General features: G+C 71.6%; 12 protein-coding genes. 11 read left to right on the forward strand and 1 reads right to left on the reverse strand.

Going from position 1 to position 16,658, the window contains the following annotated elements:
* Positions 1 to 58: 58 nt before the first annotated feature.
* Entirely contained in the window at positions 59 to 2,158 is a 2,100-nt protein-coding gene (locus tag I596_RS07135) for a diguanylate cyclase domain-containing protein (RefSeq protein ID WP_190279010.1), read from the reverse strand.
* A gap of 103 nt (positions 2,159 to 2,261) precedes the next feature.
* Here I596_RS07135 and rimO point away from each other — a divergent pair, with 103 nt between their 5' ends.
* The 11 genes from rimO to I596_RS07190 all read left to right on the forward strand — a co-directional run bounded on the left by rimO (position 2,262) and on the right by I596_RS07190 (position 16,157).
* On the forward strand, positions 2,262 to 3,587 hold the full coding sequence (gene rimO / locus I596_RS07140) for a 30S ribosomal protein S12 methylthiotransferase RimO (RefSeq protein ID WP_150132061.1): 1,326 nt from the start codon (positions 2,262 to 2,264) through the stop codon (positions 3,585 to 3,587).
* Between the two features lie 156 nt (positions 3,588 to 3,743).
* Positions 3,744 to 4,985 (forward strand): DUF819 family protein, encoded by a 1,242-nt coding sequence (locus tag I596_RS07145; RefSeq protein WP_067645873.1) that lies wholly within the window; start codon positions 3,744 to 3,746, stop codon positions 4,983 to 4,985.
* On the forward strand, positions 4,978 to 5,853 hold the full coding sequence (locus I596_RS07150) for a DUF3025 domain-containing protein (RefSeq protein WP_067645876.1): 876 nt from the start codon (positions 4,978 to 4,980) through the stop codon (positions 5,851 to 5,853). The genes I596_RS07145 and I596_RS07150 overlap by 8 nt, the downstream gene beginning before the upstream one ends.
* 76 nt (positions 5,854 to 5,929) lie before the next feature.
* Entirely contained in the window at positions 5,930 to 6,757 is an 828-nt protein-coding gene (locus I596_RS07155; protein WP_150132062.1) for an SEL1-like repeat protein, read from the forward strand.
* 282 nt (positions 6,758 to 7,039) lie between these two features.
* Positions 7,040 to 7,987: an ABC transporter ATP-binding protein gene (locus I596_RS07160; protein WP_067645880.1), complete on the forward strand. Its 948-nt coding sequence runs from the start codon at positions 7,040 to 7,042 to the stop codon at positions 7,985 to 7,987.
* A complete protein-coding gene (locus I596_RS07165; RefSeq protein WP_067645882.1) occupies positions 7,984 to 8,718 on the forward strand; it encodes an ABC transporter permease subunit in 735 nt (244 codons plus the stop codon). The genes I596_RS07160 and I596_RS07165 overlap by 4 nt, the downstream gene beginning before the upstream one ends.
* Before the next feature lie 12 nt (positions 8,719 to 8,730).
* Entirely contained in the window at positions 8,731 to 10,605 is a 1,875-nt protein-coding gene (locus I596_RS07170) for a GldG family protein (RefSeq protein ID WP_067645883.1), read from the forward strand.
* Positions 10,605 to 11,792 (forward strand): DUF4340 domain-containing protein, encoded by a 1,188-nt coding sequence (locus I596_RS07175; protein ID WP_067645885.1) that lies wholly within the window; start codon positions 10,605 to 10,607, stop codon positions 11,790 to 11,792. The genes I596_RS07170 and I596_RS07175 overlap by 1 nt, the downstream gene beginning before the upstream one ends.
* A gap of 4 nt (positions 11,793 to 11,796) precedes the next feature.
* Entirely contained in the window at positions 11,797 to 12,201 is a 405-nt protein-coding gene (locus I596_RS07180; protein WP_067645887.1) for a DUF423 domain-containing protein, read from the forward strand.
* Positions 12,202 to 12,305: 104 nt separating this feature from the next.
* A complete protein-coding gene (locus tag I596_RS07185) occupies positions 12,306 to 14,651 on the forward strand; it encodes a winged helix-turn-helix domain-containing protein (protein ID WP_067645889.1) in 2,346 nt (781 codons plus the stop codon).
* 399 nt (positions 14,652 to 15,050) lie between these two features.
* Positions 15,051 to 16,157: a hypothetical protein gene (locus tag I596_RS07190; RefSeq protein WP_150132063.1), complete on the forward strand. Its 1,107-nt coding sequence runs from the start codon at positions 15,051 to 15,053 to the stop codon at positions 16,155 to 16,157.
* Positions 16,158 to 16,658: the final 501 nt, after the last annotated feature.

Raw genomic sequence — 16,658 nt, forward strand, 5'->3', positions numbered from 1 at the left:
TCGCCACGATGGGCGGCGTGGCGGTCCGCGGTCCACGGCAGCGCGCCTGCGGCCGTCTTCAGGCCGCCGAGCCCTTCGCCAGCGGTGTCGGTGACGGATACCGGATGACCCGGTTGCGGCCCGAGGCCTTGGCGGCGTACAGCGCCTGGTCGGCGGCGTCGATCAGCGCCTCCAGGCGGTAGCTGCCGACCAGGGCGAGACTGGCGATGCCGATGCTGATCGTGCACGCCGGACCGTCCGGGTCGAGCGCGCGCAGCGCGTCGCCGACCTTCTCGCAGATGCGCTCGGCCACCTCCAGTGCGGCGGCGGCATCGCTGCGGGTCAGCACGATCAGGAATTCCTCGCCGCCGAAGCGGCCGAGCAGGTCGCCGGGCTCCAGCCACTGGCGCATCGCCTGGACCCCCACGACCAGTGCGCGGTCGCCGAACAGGTGGCCGCGCAGGTCGTTGAGCTGCTTGAAATGGTCGAAGTCGATCAGCAGGAGGCTGAGGTCGCGTTCCCGCGTCTGCGCGTCGAGGATGCGCTCGTTCAGCTCGCGCAGCAGGTGGCCGCGATTGTGGGTGCCGGTCAGCGGGTCGGTGACGGCGGCGTGGTAGAGCTCGGCGGCCTGGCGCTCGAGCTGGACGTTGGCGTCGCTCAGCACCTGCCGCTGGCGCTCCAGCTCGCCGGCGTTTTCGGCCAGCAGGCGGTTGCGCTGCTTGACGCTCACGTAGCGCCACGAGACCAGACCGAGCACGACCAGCAGCGTACCGATGCCGAGCAGGCCGAACTGGCGCTCGAGCCGCTGGTTGTGCAGCCGGGTGGCCTGCAGCTCGTTTTCCTTGGTCAGCAGCGCGTTGCGTTGCTCGGCTTCGTGGCGCGCGTGGCGTACCTGCAGCGCGGCGAGCTGGCGGCTGGTGCGGGCGCCGAGCATTTCCTCACGCAGCGCCGATCGGCGGCCGAGGTAGCGCAGGGCAGCGGTGGTGTCGTGCTCGGCCGTCGCCAGTTGCTCGCGCAGCTCGTAGGCCTGCGCGAGCTGCGGCTTGAGCTGGCTGGTCTCCAGGCCGGCCAGGGCCTCGTCCAGCAGCGCGCGTGCGCGCAGGCGGTCGCGCTGGTCCAGCGCGACGCGTGCCAGGTTCAGCAGCGCGGTCGCGACGATCTCGCGCTGCCCCAGCTCGCGGCCCAGCGCCAGCGTCTGCTCGAGTTCGGCCTCGGCCTCGGCGCGGCGCCCCAGGGCGGCCAGCGCGCGGCCGGCTTCCAGGCGCTCGAGCCCCTGCGACGGGCGGCTGCCGATGGCCTGGTCGATGGCGAGGGCCTCGCGCGCCGCCGCCAACGCTTCCTCGTAGCGTTCCAGGTCGTTGAGCAGGCCGGCGTAGCTGCCCAGGATCGGTGCCAGCAGCGACGGCGCCCCGCGCCGGCGCGCCGCGTCCAGGGCCTGGGTGAAGTAGGCGGCGGCCGCGTCGCTGTCCTCGATCGCGCGGTAGATCAGGGCGATGTTGCGATAGGAGGTCTCGGTCTGTTCGTCGTAGCGCTCGCGGATCGCCAGTGCTTCGAGCTGCAGGTCCAGCGCCTTGGCGTAGTCGCCACGGTCGCGCATGGCGGTGCCCAGGTTCGCCAGCGCCTGCGCCTCGCCCAGGCGGTCACCCAGCCGGCGATACAGGTCCAGCGCGCGTTCGCCGTGCCGCAGTGCCCCGCCGAGCCGGCCCTGCCGGCGTTCGAGGACCGCCCGGAACAGCTCGGCGGTGGCCTCGGCGCCGGGCGATGCCAGGCCCGAGAGCCGGCCGACCAGTTCTTCGCACCGCCGGTAGTCGCCGGCCTGCAGGGCGATCTCGGCGCGGTTCTGCAGGGCTTCGGCGACCCGGCGTGGGTCGCCGCTGCGCTCGGCGAGCGCCTGCACCTGGGCCCAGCGCCGGTCGCCGATCGCACGCGACTCGAACAGCAGCGCCAGGTAGGCGGCTGCATAGGCGGTCTGCAGGCGGCCGGCGGGGGTGAGCGTGGCGCCGGATGCGGCCGCGGCGAATTGCAGCAGGTCGTCCAGGTCCTCGGCGATCCGGTGCGAGCCGGCCGCCACGCGGGCGCTGGGGAAGTCGGGGGCCACGGAGGGGGCGGCCTGCGATCCCGCCGCCAGCGGCAGTGCGAATGCGATGCAGCAGCCGGTCACGAATCTCGCGCGTTGCATGGCCATCCGGTACGGGTGACGGTTGCCGGCGGGCTCGGTGCACGCTGCCGCGCGGCCGACGCCGAGTGTAAACTTCGCGCCCTCGAGAAATGTGAATGGAACCGTGCAGAACGCACCGAAAGTCGGCTTCGTCAGCCTGGGATGCCCCAAGGCCCTGGTGGACTCCGAGCGCATCCTGACCCAGTTGCGGGTGGAAGGCTATGCGATCGTCCCGAGTTACGACGCCGCCGACGTCGTCGTCGTCAATACCTGCGGCTTCATCGACGCCGCGGTCGAGGAATCGCTCGACGCGATCGGCGAGGCGCTGGAGGAGAACGGCCGCGTCATCGTCACCGGCTGCCTCGGCAAGCGCGCCGAGCTGATCCGCGACACCCACCCGGACGTGCTGGCGATCAGCGGGCCGCAGGACTATTCGAGCGTGCTGGCGGCCGTCCACGCGGCGCTGCCGCCCAAGCGCGACCGCTTCACGGACCTGCTGCCGGTGCCGGACGACGGTGTCGGCATCAAGCTCACGCCCAAGCACTACGCCTATCTCAAGATCTCCGAGGGCTGCAATCACCGCTGCACGTTCTGCATCATTCCCTCGATGCGCGGCGACCTGGTCTCGCGGCCGGTGGACGAGGTGCTGGTCGAGGCCGAGAAGCTGGTGCGGGGCGGCGTCAAGGAGCTGCTGGTGATCTCGCAGGACACCAGTGCGTACGGCGTCGACCTGCGCTACGCCGAACGGACCTGGCGCGGCAGCCCGCGCCGCACGCGGATGACCGAGCTGTGCGCCGCCCTCGGCGAACTCGGCGCCTGGGTGCGCCTGCACTACGTCTACCCGTACCCGCACGTGGACGAAGTGATCCCGCTGATGGCCGAGGGCCGGATCCTGCCGTACCTGGACATCCCGCTGCAGCACGCCAGTCCGCGCATCCTCAAGCTGATGAAGCGGCCCGGCGCGGTGGACAAGGTGCTCCAGCGCATCCAGGCCTGGCGCGCGGCCTGCCCGGACCTGACGCTGCGCAGCACCTTCATCGTCGGGTTTCCCGGCGAGACCGAGGCGGAGTTCGGCGAGCTGCTGGACTTCATCGAGGCGGCACAGCTCGATCGCGTGGGCTGCTTCGCCTATTCGCCGGTCGACGGCGCCAAGGCCAACGACCTGCCCGATCCGGTGCCCGAAGCGGTCAAGCAGGAGCGGCTCGAGCGCTTCATGACGATGCAGGCGCGGATCAGCGCCGCACGGCTCGCGGCCAAGGTCGGTCGCGAGCTCGACGTCATCGTCGACGAGGTGTCGCAGGGCCGCGCGATCGCGCGCTCCTCGGCCGACGCGCCGGAGATCGACGGCGTCGTGCACGTCCACGGCGCCGGCGGGCTGCGTCCCGGCCAGTTCGCGCGCGTGCGCGTGCGCGCCGCCTCCGAACACGACCTGGAAGCCGATCTGGTCTAGGGCGTGTCATCCATCCCCCGGCAGGCCGCGCCGTTTTCTAGCGTGCGGCCGGGACAAGGAAGAGCGAGGCCGTGGACGCCGGTCCACGCCCTCGGGGTGCCCCGCGGACGCCGATCCGGTTAGGCTTCGGTTTTCCCGTCGCCCCCGGAGCCGCCGATGCCGTCCGATGCCGCCTTGATCACCGACGACGGCGTCGTCCTGGGCCTGGTGGCGGCGATCCTCGCATTGGTGTTCTGGACCTCGTCCAGTCCGGCACCGTTTTGGAAGCGCTTCTATTCGGTCGTGCCGGCGCTGATGCTGTGCTACTGCATCCCGGCGCTGTTCAACACGCTCGGCATCATCGACGGCCATGCCGCCGCGCTCTATCCGGTGGCGCGCGACTACCTGCTGCCGACGGCCCTGGTGCTGCTGACGCTGTCGATCGACATCAAGGGATTGATCGGCCTCGGGCCCAAGCTGCTCATCATGTTCGTGACCGGCACGGTCGGCGTGATGATCGGTGCGCCGCTGGCGTTCCTGGTGGTCGGCTGGTTCGATCCGGATACCGTCGCCGGCGACACCTGGGCCGGCATGGCGGCACTGGCGGGCAGCTGGATCGGCGGCGGCGCGAACATGGTCGCGATGCGCGAGATCTTCCAGGTCGACGCCACCACCTTCGGCCAGTTCGCCGCCGTCGACGTGCTGGTGGCGAGCCTGTGGATGGCCTTCCTGCTGTTCCTGTCGGGGCGCGCGGCGCGCATCGACGCGCGCACCGGTGCCGATACCCGCGCGATCGACGACCTCAAGCGGCGCATCGAGCACTGGCACGCCCAGCACGCGCGCAACCCCACGCTGGCCGACATGATGGTGGTGCTCGGCACCGGTTTCGCGGCCACCGGCCTGGCCCACGCCATCGGCGGACCGGTCTCGGCCTGGATCGCCGCCGAGGCGCCCGAGCTGGCGCGGCTCAGCCTGACGTCGAAGTTCTTCTGGATCGTCATGCTGACCACCACGATCGGCGTGATGCTGAGCTTCACGCGCGCCAGCCGCCTGGAGGGCGTCGGCGCGTCGAAGTTCGGCTCGGTCCTGCTCTACGTGCTGATCGCCAGCATCGGCATGCAGATGGACCTGCGCGCGATCCTCGATCGCCCCGGGCTGTTCGCGCTCGGCGCGATCTGGATGCTGGTGCACGGCGGACTGCTGCTGATCGTCGGCCGGCTGATCAAGGCGCCGCTGTTCTATTTCGCGATCGGCTCGCAGGGCAACATCGGCGCCGCGGCCTCCGCGCCGGTGGTCGCCGCGGCCTTCCATCCGGCGCTGGCACCGGTCGGCGTCCTGCTCGGCGTCGTCGGCTACGCGACCGGTACCTACCTGGCCTGGGTGGTCGGCCAGGTCCTGCGCTGGCTGGCCGGTGCCTGAGTCCTGCGCCGGCTGGGGCGAGGCGATCGCCGGTCCGCCGCTGGCCGCCTGGGGCGGCGAACTGCCGCCGCCGCGCACGCCGGTCGCCGCGCTCGACCGGCTCCTGCGCGAGGCCTGCTCGCGCGATGGCCATGCGCGCCCGGCGGTTCGCGAGCAGACGCCGGCCTTGCTCGCGGACGGCTTGCACTACGAGGAGCGCATCGCCCGGCACGATACGCTGGCGACACGGCCGGACTGCGTGCACGACCTGTTCAACGTCCTGGCCTGGTGGCGCCATCCGGCGCTCAAGTGGGCGCTCAATGCGCGGCAGGTCGCCGACATCGCGCAGGTCGGTCCGCGCCAGCGCACGCGCGGGCAATGCGCGCTGACGCATTTCGACGAGGCCGGCGTGGTGGTCTGGATCGCCGGGGACGATCTGCTGGCCTGTTGGGACCGCCACGACTGGGCCGGCCTGTTCCACCGGCATGCCCCGGATTGGGGACGGCGCATCGGCGTGACGGTGTTCGGCCATGCGCTGTTCGAGCATGCCGTGTGCCACGCGCATCGGCCGACCGCCAAGGCGCTGGCGGTACGGATGCCGGCCGAGCGTATCGCGGCGCAGCGTCCCGCCACCGGCGCGATCGTGCGCGGCTGGCCCGAGGCAGAGGCGCTGCTGGCGGCGGCGATCGCCGACGGACGGCTGCTGGCCGATCCGCAGGACCTGCGGCCGCTGCCGCTGGCAGGCATTCCGGGCTGGCACGATGCGCCGCCGTCGCCGGCGTTCTTCCGTGAAGCGCCGTGCTTCCGGCCGCTGCGCCCCGGCCGCCGCTATCCGCCGCCGTTCGACGGCGAACGGGCGTGCGGCAGCGGCGTGGAGGCCGCCGCATAGCGACACGGTGGCGCCATTGCGGATGGCCGCGCACGGTCGCATCATGCGGCCATCGTTTGCCCTACGGAGCCGCTGCGTGACCCATCGAATGCCTCTCGGGATCGGCCTGATCGCGGCCGTGCTCGTCTGGACGCCGCTGGCGGCGCGTGGCGAGACGGATGAATCGCAGACCGTCACGGTCAGCCAGCGCGAGTACGAGCGGACCGTCGCCAAGCTCGGCCGGGTCAACCCGGTGCGCGGCTACAGCGACCTGACCGGCTTCGCGCACGGCATGAGCGCCTACGCCAAGCGCCGCTACGACGATGCGATGAAGTTCTTCCTGCTCGGCGCGCGCTTCGCCGACAAGCCTTCTCAGCTCAGCATCGGCCTGATGTACCTCAACGGCGAGGGCGTCGCCCGGGATGCGGCCACCGCCTACGCCTGGATGGACCTGGCCGCCGAACGCGACTATCCGGATTTCGTCACCACGCGCGATCGCGTCGCGGCGCAATTGACCGCCGAGGAGCGCGCCCGCGCCGACGGCATCCGCGCGACCCTGGCGGCCGAATACGGCGATGCGGTCGCCAAGCGCCGCGTCGCCGGCGAGCTGGGCTCGGTGCGTCTCAACACGACCGGCTCGCGCACCGGCTACGACGACCTCAGCGTCCGCAGCGCCAGCAGCACCGCCAGCAACGGCGGCGGCAACTGCATGGGCATCGGCGGCATCGTGATCGGCAACATCGTGATCGGCGAGTCCGGCTGCGGCCAGGCCGTCCGTGGCCTCGACGACGTCAACCCGACCGATCCCAAGGCCTATTTCGCGCTGCGCGACGCGCAGTGGAAGGGCACCGCCACGGTGGGGCCGCTGCAGGCGGTCGACGAATCGGCGCCGGTCGCCCCGGCCGGGAAGCCGGCGGGCGACTGACGCACGGATCGAACGGGCGCGCGCCGCGGCGCCGCCGACCGACCGCCGCGGGCGCAGGTCCACGCGCGGAATCGGGAACTTTCCCGAGCGTTTGCTGTACATTTCCGGCGCCCGCAGGAGGTGCCCGGGCGGGGCACCGCTCTGCTGTCCGCATCCGAAGCACGCCGCTCGTCGGCGGCCGGTCCATTCCGGCCAGTGCCGGATGCCGGTCACTGCCGTCCGCTGCGCCCTGCAGCGCTGCGACGGGCGGGACGCCCTACGAACGGAGCGAGCGATCAGACCATGATAGAAACCCGACAACTCTCCAAGCGCTACGGCGACCTGGTCGCCGTGGACGGCATCAGTTTCACCGTCGAGCCCGGCCAGGTGCTCGGCTTCCTGGGGCCCAACGGCGCCGGCAAGTCGACCACGATGAAGATGATCGCCGGCTTCCTCGCACCCACCTCCGGCAGTGCCAGTGTCTGCGGATTCGACGTCGAGAAGCAGCCGCTCGAGGCGCGCCGTGCGCTGGGCTACCTGCCCGAAGGCGCACCGAGCTACGGCGAGATGACGGTACGCGAGTTCCTCGCCTTCATCGCCGACGTGCGCGCGCTCAAGGGCGAGCTGCGCCACCGCCGGCTCGACGACGTGATCGGGCGCCTGCACCTGGAGCGGGTCGTCGAGCAGCCGATCGAGACGCTGTCCAAGGGCTTCAAGCGCCGCGTCGGCATCGCCCAGGCGATCCTGCACGATCCGAAGGTGCTGATCCTCGACGAGCCGACCGACGGCCTGGATCCCAACCAGAAGCACGAGGTGCGCGGCCTGATCAACGACATGGCGCGCGACAAGACGATCATCGTCTCGACCCACATCCTCGAAGAGGTCCACGCCGTCTGCGACCGGGCCGTGATCATCGCCGCCGGCAAGGTGCTGGCCGACGCCAAGCCGGCCGAGCTGGAGGCGCGTTCGCGCTACCACCAGGCGGTCTCGCTGACCGCGGTGGACGTCAACGCCGCGCGCGAGGCGCTGGCGCGGGTCGCCGACGTGGCCGCGATCGAGGTCGACCCGCAGGACGGCCGGGTCACGGCGTTCCCGAAGCCGGGGCGCGCGATCTTCACCGAGGTCAGCGACGTGCTGAAGGCGCAGAACATCGTCGTGCGCGAGCTGGCGCTGGAAGGCGGGCGGCTGGACGAGGTGTTCCGCACGATCACCGGCGGTGTCGCCACCGGCGAGCGGAGGACGCAGGCATGAGCGGCGTGACGACCCTGTTCAAGCGCGAGCTGCGCAGCTACTTCGCCACGCCCGTGGCGTACGTGTTCATCGTGATCTTCCTGGTGCTGTCCGGCGCGTTCACGTTCTACCTCGGCGGCTTCTACGAGAGCGGCCAGGCGGACCTGCGGCCGTTCTTCACGTTCCACCCGTGGCTGTACCTGTTCCTGGTGCCGGCGGTGTCGATGCGGATGTGGGCCGAGGAACGCAAGAGCGGCACGATCGAGCTGCTGCTGACGCTGCCGGTCACCACCTGGCAGGCGGTGCTCGGCAAGTTCCTGGCGGCCTGGGCGTTCATCGCCATCGCGCTGGTGCTGACGTTCCCGATCTGGCTGACCGTCAACTACCTCGGCTCGCCCGACAACGGCGTCATCTTCGCCAGCTACCTGGGCTCGCTGCTGATGGCCGGTGCGTTCCTGGCGATCGGTTCGTGCCTGTCGGCCTCCACGCGCAACCAGGTCGTGGCCTTCATCCTGACCGTGGTCGTGTGCTTCGGGCTGCTGCTCGCCGGCTTCCCGCTGGTGCTCGACGCGGTGCGCGCGTTCGCGCCGCAGGGCGTGGTGGACGCGATCGCGGGCCTGAGCTTCCTGACCCATTTCGCGGCGGTCAGCAAGGGCGTGATCGACCTGCGCGACCTCCTGTATTTCCTGCTCATGATCGGCTTCTGGCTCTATGCCAGCGCGCTGGTCATCGAGATGAAGAAAGCCGATTGAGGGACCGACGACATGACGCTCCATCGCAAGACCCTTTCCGGCGGCGCCCTGGTGGTGCTGGCCATCCTGCTCGTCGCCGTGCTGCTGATCGTCAACACGCTGTTCCGCGGCGCACGCGTGGACCTGACCGAAAGCCGGCTCTACACCTTGTCGGACGGCACCCGCAACATCCTCGGCACGATCGAGGAGCCGATCCACCTGTACCTGTTCTATTCGGACAAGGGCACGCAGAACCTCGCCCCGCTGCGCACCTACTACCTGCGCGTGCGCGAGATGCTCGAGGAGATGGCGGCGCGTTCCGGCGGCAAGATCGCGCTCGACGTGGTCGACCCGCTGCCGTTCTCGGAGGATGAGGACCGCGCCTCGGCGTTCGGGCTGCAGGGCATCCCGGCCGGCCCCGGCGGGGAAACGATCTTCTTCGGCCTGGCCGGCACCAACTCGACCAACGGCCGCGCGACGATCCCGTTCTTCCAGCCGGACAAGGAATCGTTCCTCGAGTACGACGTCGCCAAGCTGATCCACGAGCTGAGCGCCGCCAAGAAGCCGGTGGTGGGCCTGCTGTCGAGCCTGCCGATCAGCGCCGGCTTCGACCCCGCCACGCGCCAGATGCGCGAGCCCTGGGCGGTCGCCCAGCAGCTCGAGCAGCTCTCGGAGCTGCGCACGCTCAATCCGGAAGGCCTCAAGGCGATCGACGCCGAGATCGGCACCGTCGTGCTGGTCCATCCCAAGCAGCTGTCGGACGACGCCCAGTACGCGCTGGACCAGTTCGTGCTGCGCGGCGGCCACCTGCTGGTCTTCGTCGATCCCAACGCCGAAGCCGACCAGTCCGGCCAGGATCCGGAGAACCCGCAGGCGGCGATGTTCGCCGACAAGTCCTCGGACCTGGGCAAGCTGTTCAAGGCCTGGGGCGTCGGCTACGACGCCGGCAAGGTCGTGATCGACCGGCTGCGCGCGCTGGCGATCAGCCGCGGCCCCGGCCAGCAGGCGGTGCGCCATCCGGCGATCCTCGGCCTCACCGCCGGCGACTTCAGCCGTGACGACGTCGTGACCTCGGGCCTGGAGGCGATCAACGTGTCCACGGCCGGCTTCTTCACGCTGGCCGAAGGCGCCAAGACCACGCTGACGCCGCTGATCCAGAGTTCGAGCGAAGCGGCCTCGGTGGACACCGACAAGATCCGCTTCATGCAGGATCCCGGCGTGCTGTTCGAGGGCTACCAGCCGGCCGGCCAGCCGTTCGTGATCGCGGCGCGCCTGGGCGGCAAGCTGGCGACCGCGTTCCCCGAGCGCAGCGAGGCGGGGCACCTGGCCGAATCGAAGGAAGACGCCCAGATCGTGCTGGTCGCCGACACCGACCTGCTGGGCGACCGCATGTGGGTGCAGGTCCAGCAGTTCTTCGGCCAGCGCATCATGAACGCGTTCGCCAACAACGGTGACTTCGTCGTCAACACGGTCGACAACCTGAGCGGCTCGGGCGACCTGATCTCGATCCGCAGCCGCGCGACCTCGCTGCGCCCGTTCACGACGGTCGAGGCGCTCAAGCGCCACGCCGACGAGCGCTTCCGTGCCAAGGAGCAGGAGCTCCAGCGCGAGCTGCAGGACACCGAGCGCAAGCTGGCCGAACTGCAGCGCGCCAAGAGCGGCGACCAGGCGATGATCCTGTCGCCGGAGCAGCAGGCCGAGCTCAAGAACTTCGCCGAGCGCAAGCTCGAGATCCGCAAGGAGCTGCGCAGCGTGCGCCGTGAGCTCGACGCCGACATCGAAGGCCTCGGCACGCGCCTGAAGCTCATCAACATCGTCCTGATGCCGTTGCTGGTGACGCTCGCCGCGCTCGGCTTCGTGTTCTGGCGCCGCAGCCGGCGGCGCGCCGCCGTCCAGGGAGGCCTGTGATGAACGCAAAGACGCTCGGCATCATCGCCGCGGTGACGCTGGCCGCACTGGCGGCCGCGGTGGGCCTGAACCATTCGCGCAAGCCCGCCACCGAGCTGCGCACCAGCCAGCTCGTGCCCGGCCTCAAGGAGGAGATCAACGCGATCAGCAAGGTGACGCTGACCGGCGCCGGCAACCAGCCGATCGCCGTGCTCGAGCGCCGGGACGCCGGCTGGGTCGTCGCCAGCCGCGACGGCTATCCGGCCGACAGCGGCAAGCTGCGCGAATTCGTGCTGAAGCTGGCCGACGCCACCGTGCTCGAGCCCAAGACCGCCAACAAGGACCGTTACGCGACGCTCGGTGTCGAGGACGTGACCGCCGCCGACGCCAAGGGCATCCTGGTGCAGATCGAAGGCCCGAAGACGCCGGTGCACCTGATCGTCGGCAACTACAACGGGCAGGGCGGCGGCGGGACGTTCGTGCGGGGCGCCGACGAGGCGCAGAGCTGGCTGGCGAGCGGCACGCTGACCCCCGACAAGAACGCCGGCGACTGGCTGAGCCGCGACCTGGCCGACATTCCGGCGGCACAGATCGCCGAGGTCACGATCGACAAGGGCGGCAAGACGCTGCGGGTCTACAAGGAGAACGCGAGCGATCCGAACTTCCGCATCGCCGACCTGCCGAAAGGACGCGAGCCCAGCTCGGACGCCGTCGCGAATGCACCGGCCTCGGGCCTGGCGGGCCTGCGCATCGACGGCGTGCAGAAGGCGGATGCCGGCGCGGCGCCGGAGCAGGCGCTCAAGGCGCGTTTCGTCGCGTTCGACGGACGGCAGGTGGACGTCACGGCCTGGGAGCAGGGCGGCAAGCACTACGGCCAGTTCACCGCGTCGCTGGACGAGGCGCGCGCCGGTGCGCACATCCAGGCTGCCCAGGACACGGCGAAGGCCGAGCACGAGGCCGCCGCCGCCAAGGCCGCGGCGGGCGACGCCAATGCCGCCGCGGCGCCACCGCCGGCGGTCGCCGATCCGGGCAAGGACCGCGAAGACCGTCTGGCCGAGCTGAAGAAGCAGGTCGGCGATCTCGACCGGCGTTTCGCCGGCTGGACGTTCGAGCTGCCGGCGCACAAGTACGCCAGCCTCGACAAGTCGATCGACGACCTGTCCAAGCCGGTCGAAGCCAAGCCGGCGGCGCCGGCCAAGAAGAAGTAGCGGCGTGGCCGATCCGCGCCGGATGTCCACCCTGCTGGCGGCCGGTTTCGGCGGCAGCGGCGTGGTCGCCGGCGCGTTCGGCGCGCATGCGCTGAAGGGCCTGCTCGGCGCCGATGCGCTGGCCGTCTGGGGCACCGCGGTGCAGTACCAGCTCTGGCACGCATTGGCGCTGCTCGGCCTGGCGGCCCTGGCGCCGGCGCTGCCGGCGCGCGCGGTGCGTGGGATCGCCTGGGCGTTCGCCGCCGGCATCGTGCTGTTCTGCGGCTCCCTCTATCTGCTCGCGCTCGGCGCGCCGCGCGGCCTCGGTCCGCTGACGCCGATCGGCGGCCTCGCGCTGATCGGCGGCTGGGCCGGACTGGCCTGGGCCGCGTGGCGCACGCCGCATACCGGCGACGGCGGCCCGCCCTGAGCGGCAGCACGGCCGAAGCCGGCCGGAGCCGCTAGACCGGAGCAGGTAGAATCCGAGGCGAACGGCCGCGCGATCGCGCGGCCGAACCGTTTCCCAGCATACGAATGCAGCCACCCGCGTTCCGCTTCGGCGCCTATCGACTGATTCCCGCAGCACGCGAGCTCTGGAAGGACGGCGGGCGCGTCACGCTGCCGCCGCGCGCATTCTCCTGCCTGGTCCTGCTGGTCGAGCAGCGTGCGCGCGCCGTCGGGCGCGAAGAGCTGATCGAGGCGCTGTGGCCGCGCGGCGTCGCTTCGGACGTCCAGCTCGGCCAGCTGATCCTGCAATGCCGCCGCGCGATCGACGACGACGGGCAGACCCAGCACGCGATTCGCACGGTGGCCGGCTTCGGCTACCGCTGGGTGGCGCCGACCGTGATCGAGGCGGCCGCCGCGGCCGCACCGGCGGATGGCGACACCGCCGCTGTGCCCGCAGCGACGGCCGCGCTCCCGCCGGCGCGGCGGCCGCGGACCGGCCTGCTGATCGCGCTGGCCGTGCTGCTGGCAGCGACGGCGGCCGCAGGCATCGCCTGGCTGCAGCGCGCGCCACGCCCGGTACCGCCGCCATCCGCAGCCGGCGAGCGCATCGTGGTGCTGCCGATCGTCGCGGCCGCCGACGACGAGCCGTGGTTGCGGCTGGGCGGCATGGACCTGGTCGGCGACCGGCTGCGGCGCAGCGGCATCGCCGTCGTGTCCAGCGATGCCACCGTCAGCCTGCTGCGCAGTCTCGGCGCCGACACCGCGGCCGCCGCGGCCCCGCCGGTGCGGGCGGCGCTGCAGCGCCTGTCCGGTGCGGCGATCCTGGTGCAGACGGTGGTGACGCGCGAGGCGGGCCGCTGGCGGGTGGCCATGACCGCGACCGCAGCCGACGCATCCACCGTGCGCAGCGAGTTCGAGGACGCCTCGCCGGTGGTCGCGCTGCACGCCGCGGCGGATCGGTTGAGCGCGGTGCTCGGGCACGTACCGGCCGTGTCGGCGGAGGCGGCCGGCGTCTCCGAGACCCTGCAGCGCGCGCGCGCCGCGATGCTGGCCAACGAGCCCGAGGCCGCACGCGCGATCCTGCGCGCCGATGCCGACCTGGTCCGCGACGAGCCGAAGCTGCGCCAGCACCTGGCCGAGGTCGACATCCGGACCGGTCGCGTCGACGACGCGCGCGCCGCCCTCGACGCCTTGCTGGCCGATACCGAAGGCCAGGTTTCGGTGTTCCGTGCCGAGCTGCTGGCCGCGCGGGCGACGGTGGCGATCCGGTCCGGCGCGTTCGCCGAGGCCGGACGCTACGCCTCCGAGGGGATCGACCTGCATGCCGACGACGGTGACGCGATCCTGGTCGGGCGCCTGCACCTGACGCGCGGCGTCAGCCGCATCTCGCTGCAGGACCATTCGGGCGCGCTGATCGACAACGGCATCGCCCGCGAGGAATTCCTGCGCGCCGGCGACATCGCCAGCGTCGCCCGCGTCGACGGCAACATCGGTGCGCTGGAGACGCTGCGCGGCCATCCGGCGCAGGCCGAGCCGTACCTGGAAGCGGCGATCGCGCAGTTCCAGGCGCTCGGCGTGGTGCAGGAGCCGATCAGCAACCTGCAGACGCTGTACGTCGCCCGCCGCCAGCAGCTCAAGAACGCGCAGGCGATGGCGACGATCGATCGTGCCTGGGCGATGCGCGAGCGCATGGTCAATCCGGACTCGCTGCTGTCGGTGCGGCTCTATCGCATCCAGGGCCTGCTGCGCGCCGGCCGCCACGGCGAGGCCTTCGCCCTGCTCGACGATCCGGCCAACGACCGCACCCCGGCCGATCCGTTCGAGAACGAGCGGCTGCGTCTGCTGCGCGCCGAGCTGGCCTGGGACCGCGGGCATCCGGCCGAGGCGCTGGCACTGCTCGAGCCGGTGCCCGAGGACGAGCTGGCCTCCGCCGACAGCGACATCATCCGCGTGGCCGTCGCCGTGCTGCGCTCGCGGCTGGAACAGGCGCTGGGTCGCCCGCCGGGCGGTCCCGGCACCGGTGGGGACGTGCTTCCGGCGGGCGACCGCACGCATCCGCGGATGCCGCTGCGCGGTCTGGCCGCCGCCAACCGGGCCTGGACCGCCGGTCGCGCGGACGAGGCCGAGCGGCGGTTCCAGGCGGCGCTGTCACTGGCCGACGCGCAGGGCGTGGCCGAGACCATCGCCGCCGTCGTCGCCGACTACACGCGGTTCCTGCTCGACGCCGGCCGCGTCCGCGAAGCGGCGGCGATCGCCGGCCGCGTCGCGCTCTGGGCCGAGCAGGACTACGGCTGCGCGCTGACGCGCCTGCGCCTGGCCCATGCGCAGGGCCGCACCGACGCCTGGCAGGCCGCGCTCGACCAGGCCCGCCGGCTCGCCGGCGAGCGCAGGCTGCCTGCCGCGCTGGTCACCGCGCCGGTGGCCGCGCGCTAGGGCGTGTCATCAATCCCTCGGTAGGCCGCGCCGTTCTTGCGTGCGTCCGGGCCAAGGAAGAGGGAGGAAGTGGACGTCGGTCCACGCCCGAGCGATGACGCAGTCCCGGGCGCACGCAAGAGCGGCCCTCCGGGTTGGCCCTGGAAAGCCGCCAGCGTGCGTTGCGCGGCTTGACCTGACGGCCAGTCAGGCGCGGCGCCACACAACACCCCCTGACGACTTTCCAGGGCCAACGCGACCTGCCGGGAGATTGATGACACGCCCTAGATCGTTGCGCGGCAAGGAATAACGCGATCCGAACACGATCCGAACAGGCCTCGAATCGCGGTCGGCGCGGCGATCCGGGACGATAGCCCGGACGCCTGCCGTCCCCGTCCCTGCATGAGGAAGATGCCGTTCATGAACATCGCGAAATCGTCCCGGTCCGCCGCCGTGCTCGCCGGCCTGGCGCTCGTGTCCGGCCCGGCGGCCGCCGCAGCGCCGCAGTACCACCTGGTGCCGATCCAGATCGCCGGCGCCGAGAACGTCTACGTCGCGGACATGAACGACGCCGGGCAGGCGGTCGGTTACTACACCGACGCGAAGACCTTCGCCAACCGGGCCTTCCTCTGGGACGGCAGCCAGGCGCATACGCTGCCGATTCCGGCCGACCGGGAGGAGGGCACCGCCACCGGCATCAACAACCTCGGCCAGATCGTCGGCTACGCCACGACGATCCTCAAGGACGGCGCGGTCACCACCGGCCTGCTCTGGGACGCGACCGACCTGACCGGCTTCGAGACGATGACGGGGCCGGAGGGGACCAAGCTCAATCCGGACGACATCAACGACCTCGGTGTCGTCGTCGGCCTGGCGGCGACCGACGGGCAGTTCAATGCGTTCGAGTGGACCGCCACCGGCGGTTTCGTCGACGACGGCGTGCCGCCGCACGGGCCTGGCACCCAGGCTTACTGGGCCGGCATCAACACCGCCGGCGTCAAGGTCGGCGGCTGGTACTTCCCGGGCACGCCTTCGCATGCGACGGTCGGCCAGGTCGGTGTGGCCGGCATCGGTCCGATCGCCACCGGCGTCGACGAGGTGGCCAGCAAGGCGCACGCGATCAACGAAGCAGGTGTCGCCGTCGGCGAGATGGACCTTGCCGCCACCGGCAAGGTGGTGCCCGTGACCTTCGTCGACGGCGTGGCCACGGCGGTGCCCGGCGCCTTGCTCGGGCTCGAGCAGGGCATCGCCTTCGACGTCAACGCGCGCGGGACCATCGTCGGGCGCGCGTACGACTTCGCCACGCTCCAGTTCAAGGCCTTCGTCCACGTGGACGGTGTTTCCTACGACATCGCCGCGCAGGCCGACAACGGCACGCTCTACGAGTACCTGCTCAACGCCGTGGCCGTCAGCGAGAACGGCCGGATGGCCGGCACCGCCCGCGGCCCGGACTTCACCGTGGTGAGCTATGTCGCCGTGCCGGTCTTCGCTGACCCGATCTTCGCCGACGGCTTCGAGCAGCCGTAGCGCGTTCACGCCGTATCGACCGGCCGGCCGCGCGCCGTGCCGGCCGCCGGCCGTTGCGTCGAAGTCCCGATGGCGCGACGGCGCTGGCGATTCCCGCGCCGTCGCACACGCAGCACGGACGCCGCCCGGTAGTTCGGCAGCGGAGTGGCAGACGCCGGCCCGAATCCACCGGAGACCACCGTCTCGCCGCCGGACGACGGCCGGTCACCGGAGGCGATGCGCGTAGTCCCGTAACGGCGATCTTCGCAACCCGGCCGGGCCGGGCCGCTGACCGGACCTCCGCGCCGGCGTCCAGGCAACATCCGGCCGCTGTGGACGGCCGTCGCCAGCGGCGGCCACGCCGGATCGACACCCGTGGACGGCCTTCCGCGACGCTTCCGGCGCCGCGGCACCGCGGGCACCAGCGGTGCGGTGCCCCGCGCCGGGTGGCGATCGGCGACCCCCGTGACTTTCGGCCTGTTTACACCGGCAGGGGCTTGTTCTACAAATGTAGTACTACAG

The organism is Dokdonella koreensis DS-123 (assembly GCF_001632775.1).
Lineage (GTDB): Bacteria > Pseudomonadota > Gammaproteobacteria > Xanthomonadales > Rhodanobacteraceae > Dokdonella > Dokdonella koreensis.

Excerpts from the sequence above, each read along its gene's own strand:
- I596_RS07160 (WP_067645880.1), top strand. The coding sequence starts at position 7,040 with ATGATAGAAACCCGACAACTCTCCAAGCGCTACGGCGACCTGGTCGCC.
- I596_RS07165 (WP_067645882.1), top strand. The coding sequence starts at position 7,984 with ATGAGCGGCGTGACGACCCTGTTCAAGCGCGAGCTGCGCAGCTACTTC.
- I596_RS07185 (WP_067645889.1), top strand. The coding sequence starts at position 12,306 with ATGCAGCCACCCGCGTTCCGCTTCGGCGCCTATCGACTGATTCCCGCA.
- I596_RS07135 (WP_190279010.1), bottom strand. The coding sequence starts at position 2,158 with ATGCAACGCGCGAGATTCGTGACCGGCTGCTGCATCGCATTCGCACTG.
- I596_RS07190 (WP_150132063.1), top strand. The coding sequence starts at position 15,051 with ATGAACATCGCGAAATCGTCCCGGTCCGCCGCCGTGCTCGCCGGCCTG.
- I596_RS07145 (WP_067645873.1), top strand. The coding sequence starts at position 3,744 with ATGCCGTCCGATGCCGCCTTGATCACCGACGACGGCGTCGTCCTGGGC.
- I596_RS07175 (WP_067645885.1), top strand. The coding sequence starts at position 10,605 with ATGAACGCAAAGACGCTCGGCATCATCGCCGCGGTGACGCTGGCCGCA.
- I596_RS07170 (WP_067645883.1), top strand. The coding sequence starts at position 8,731 with ATGACGCTCCATCGCAAGACCCTTTCCGGCGGCGCCCTGGTGGTGCTG.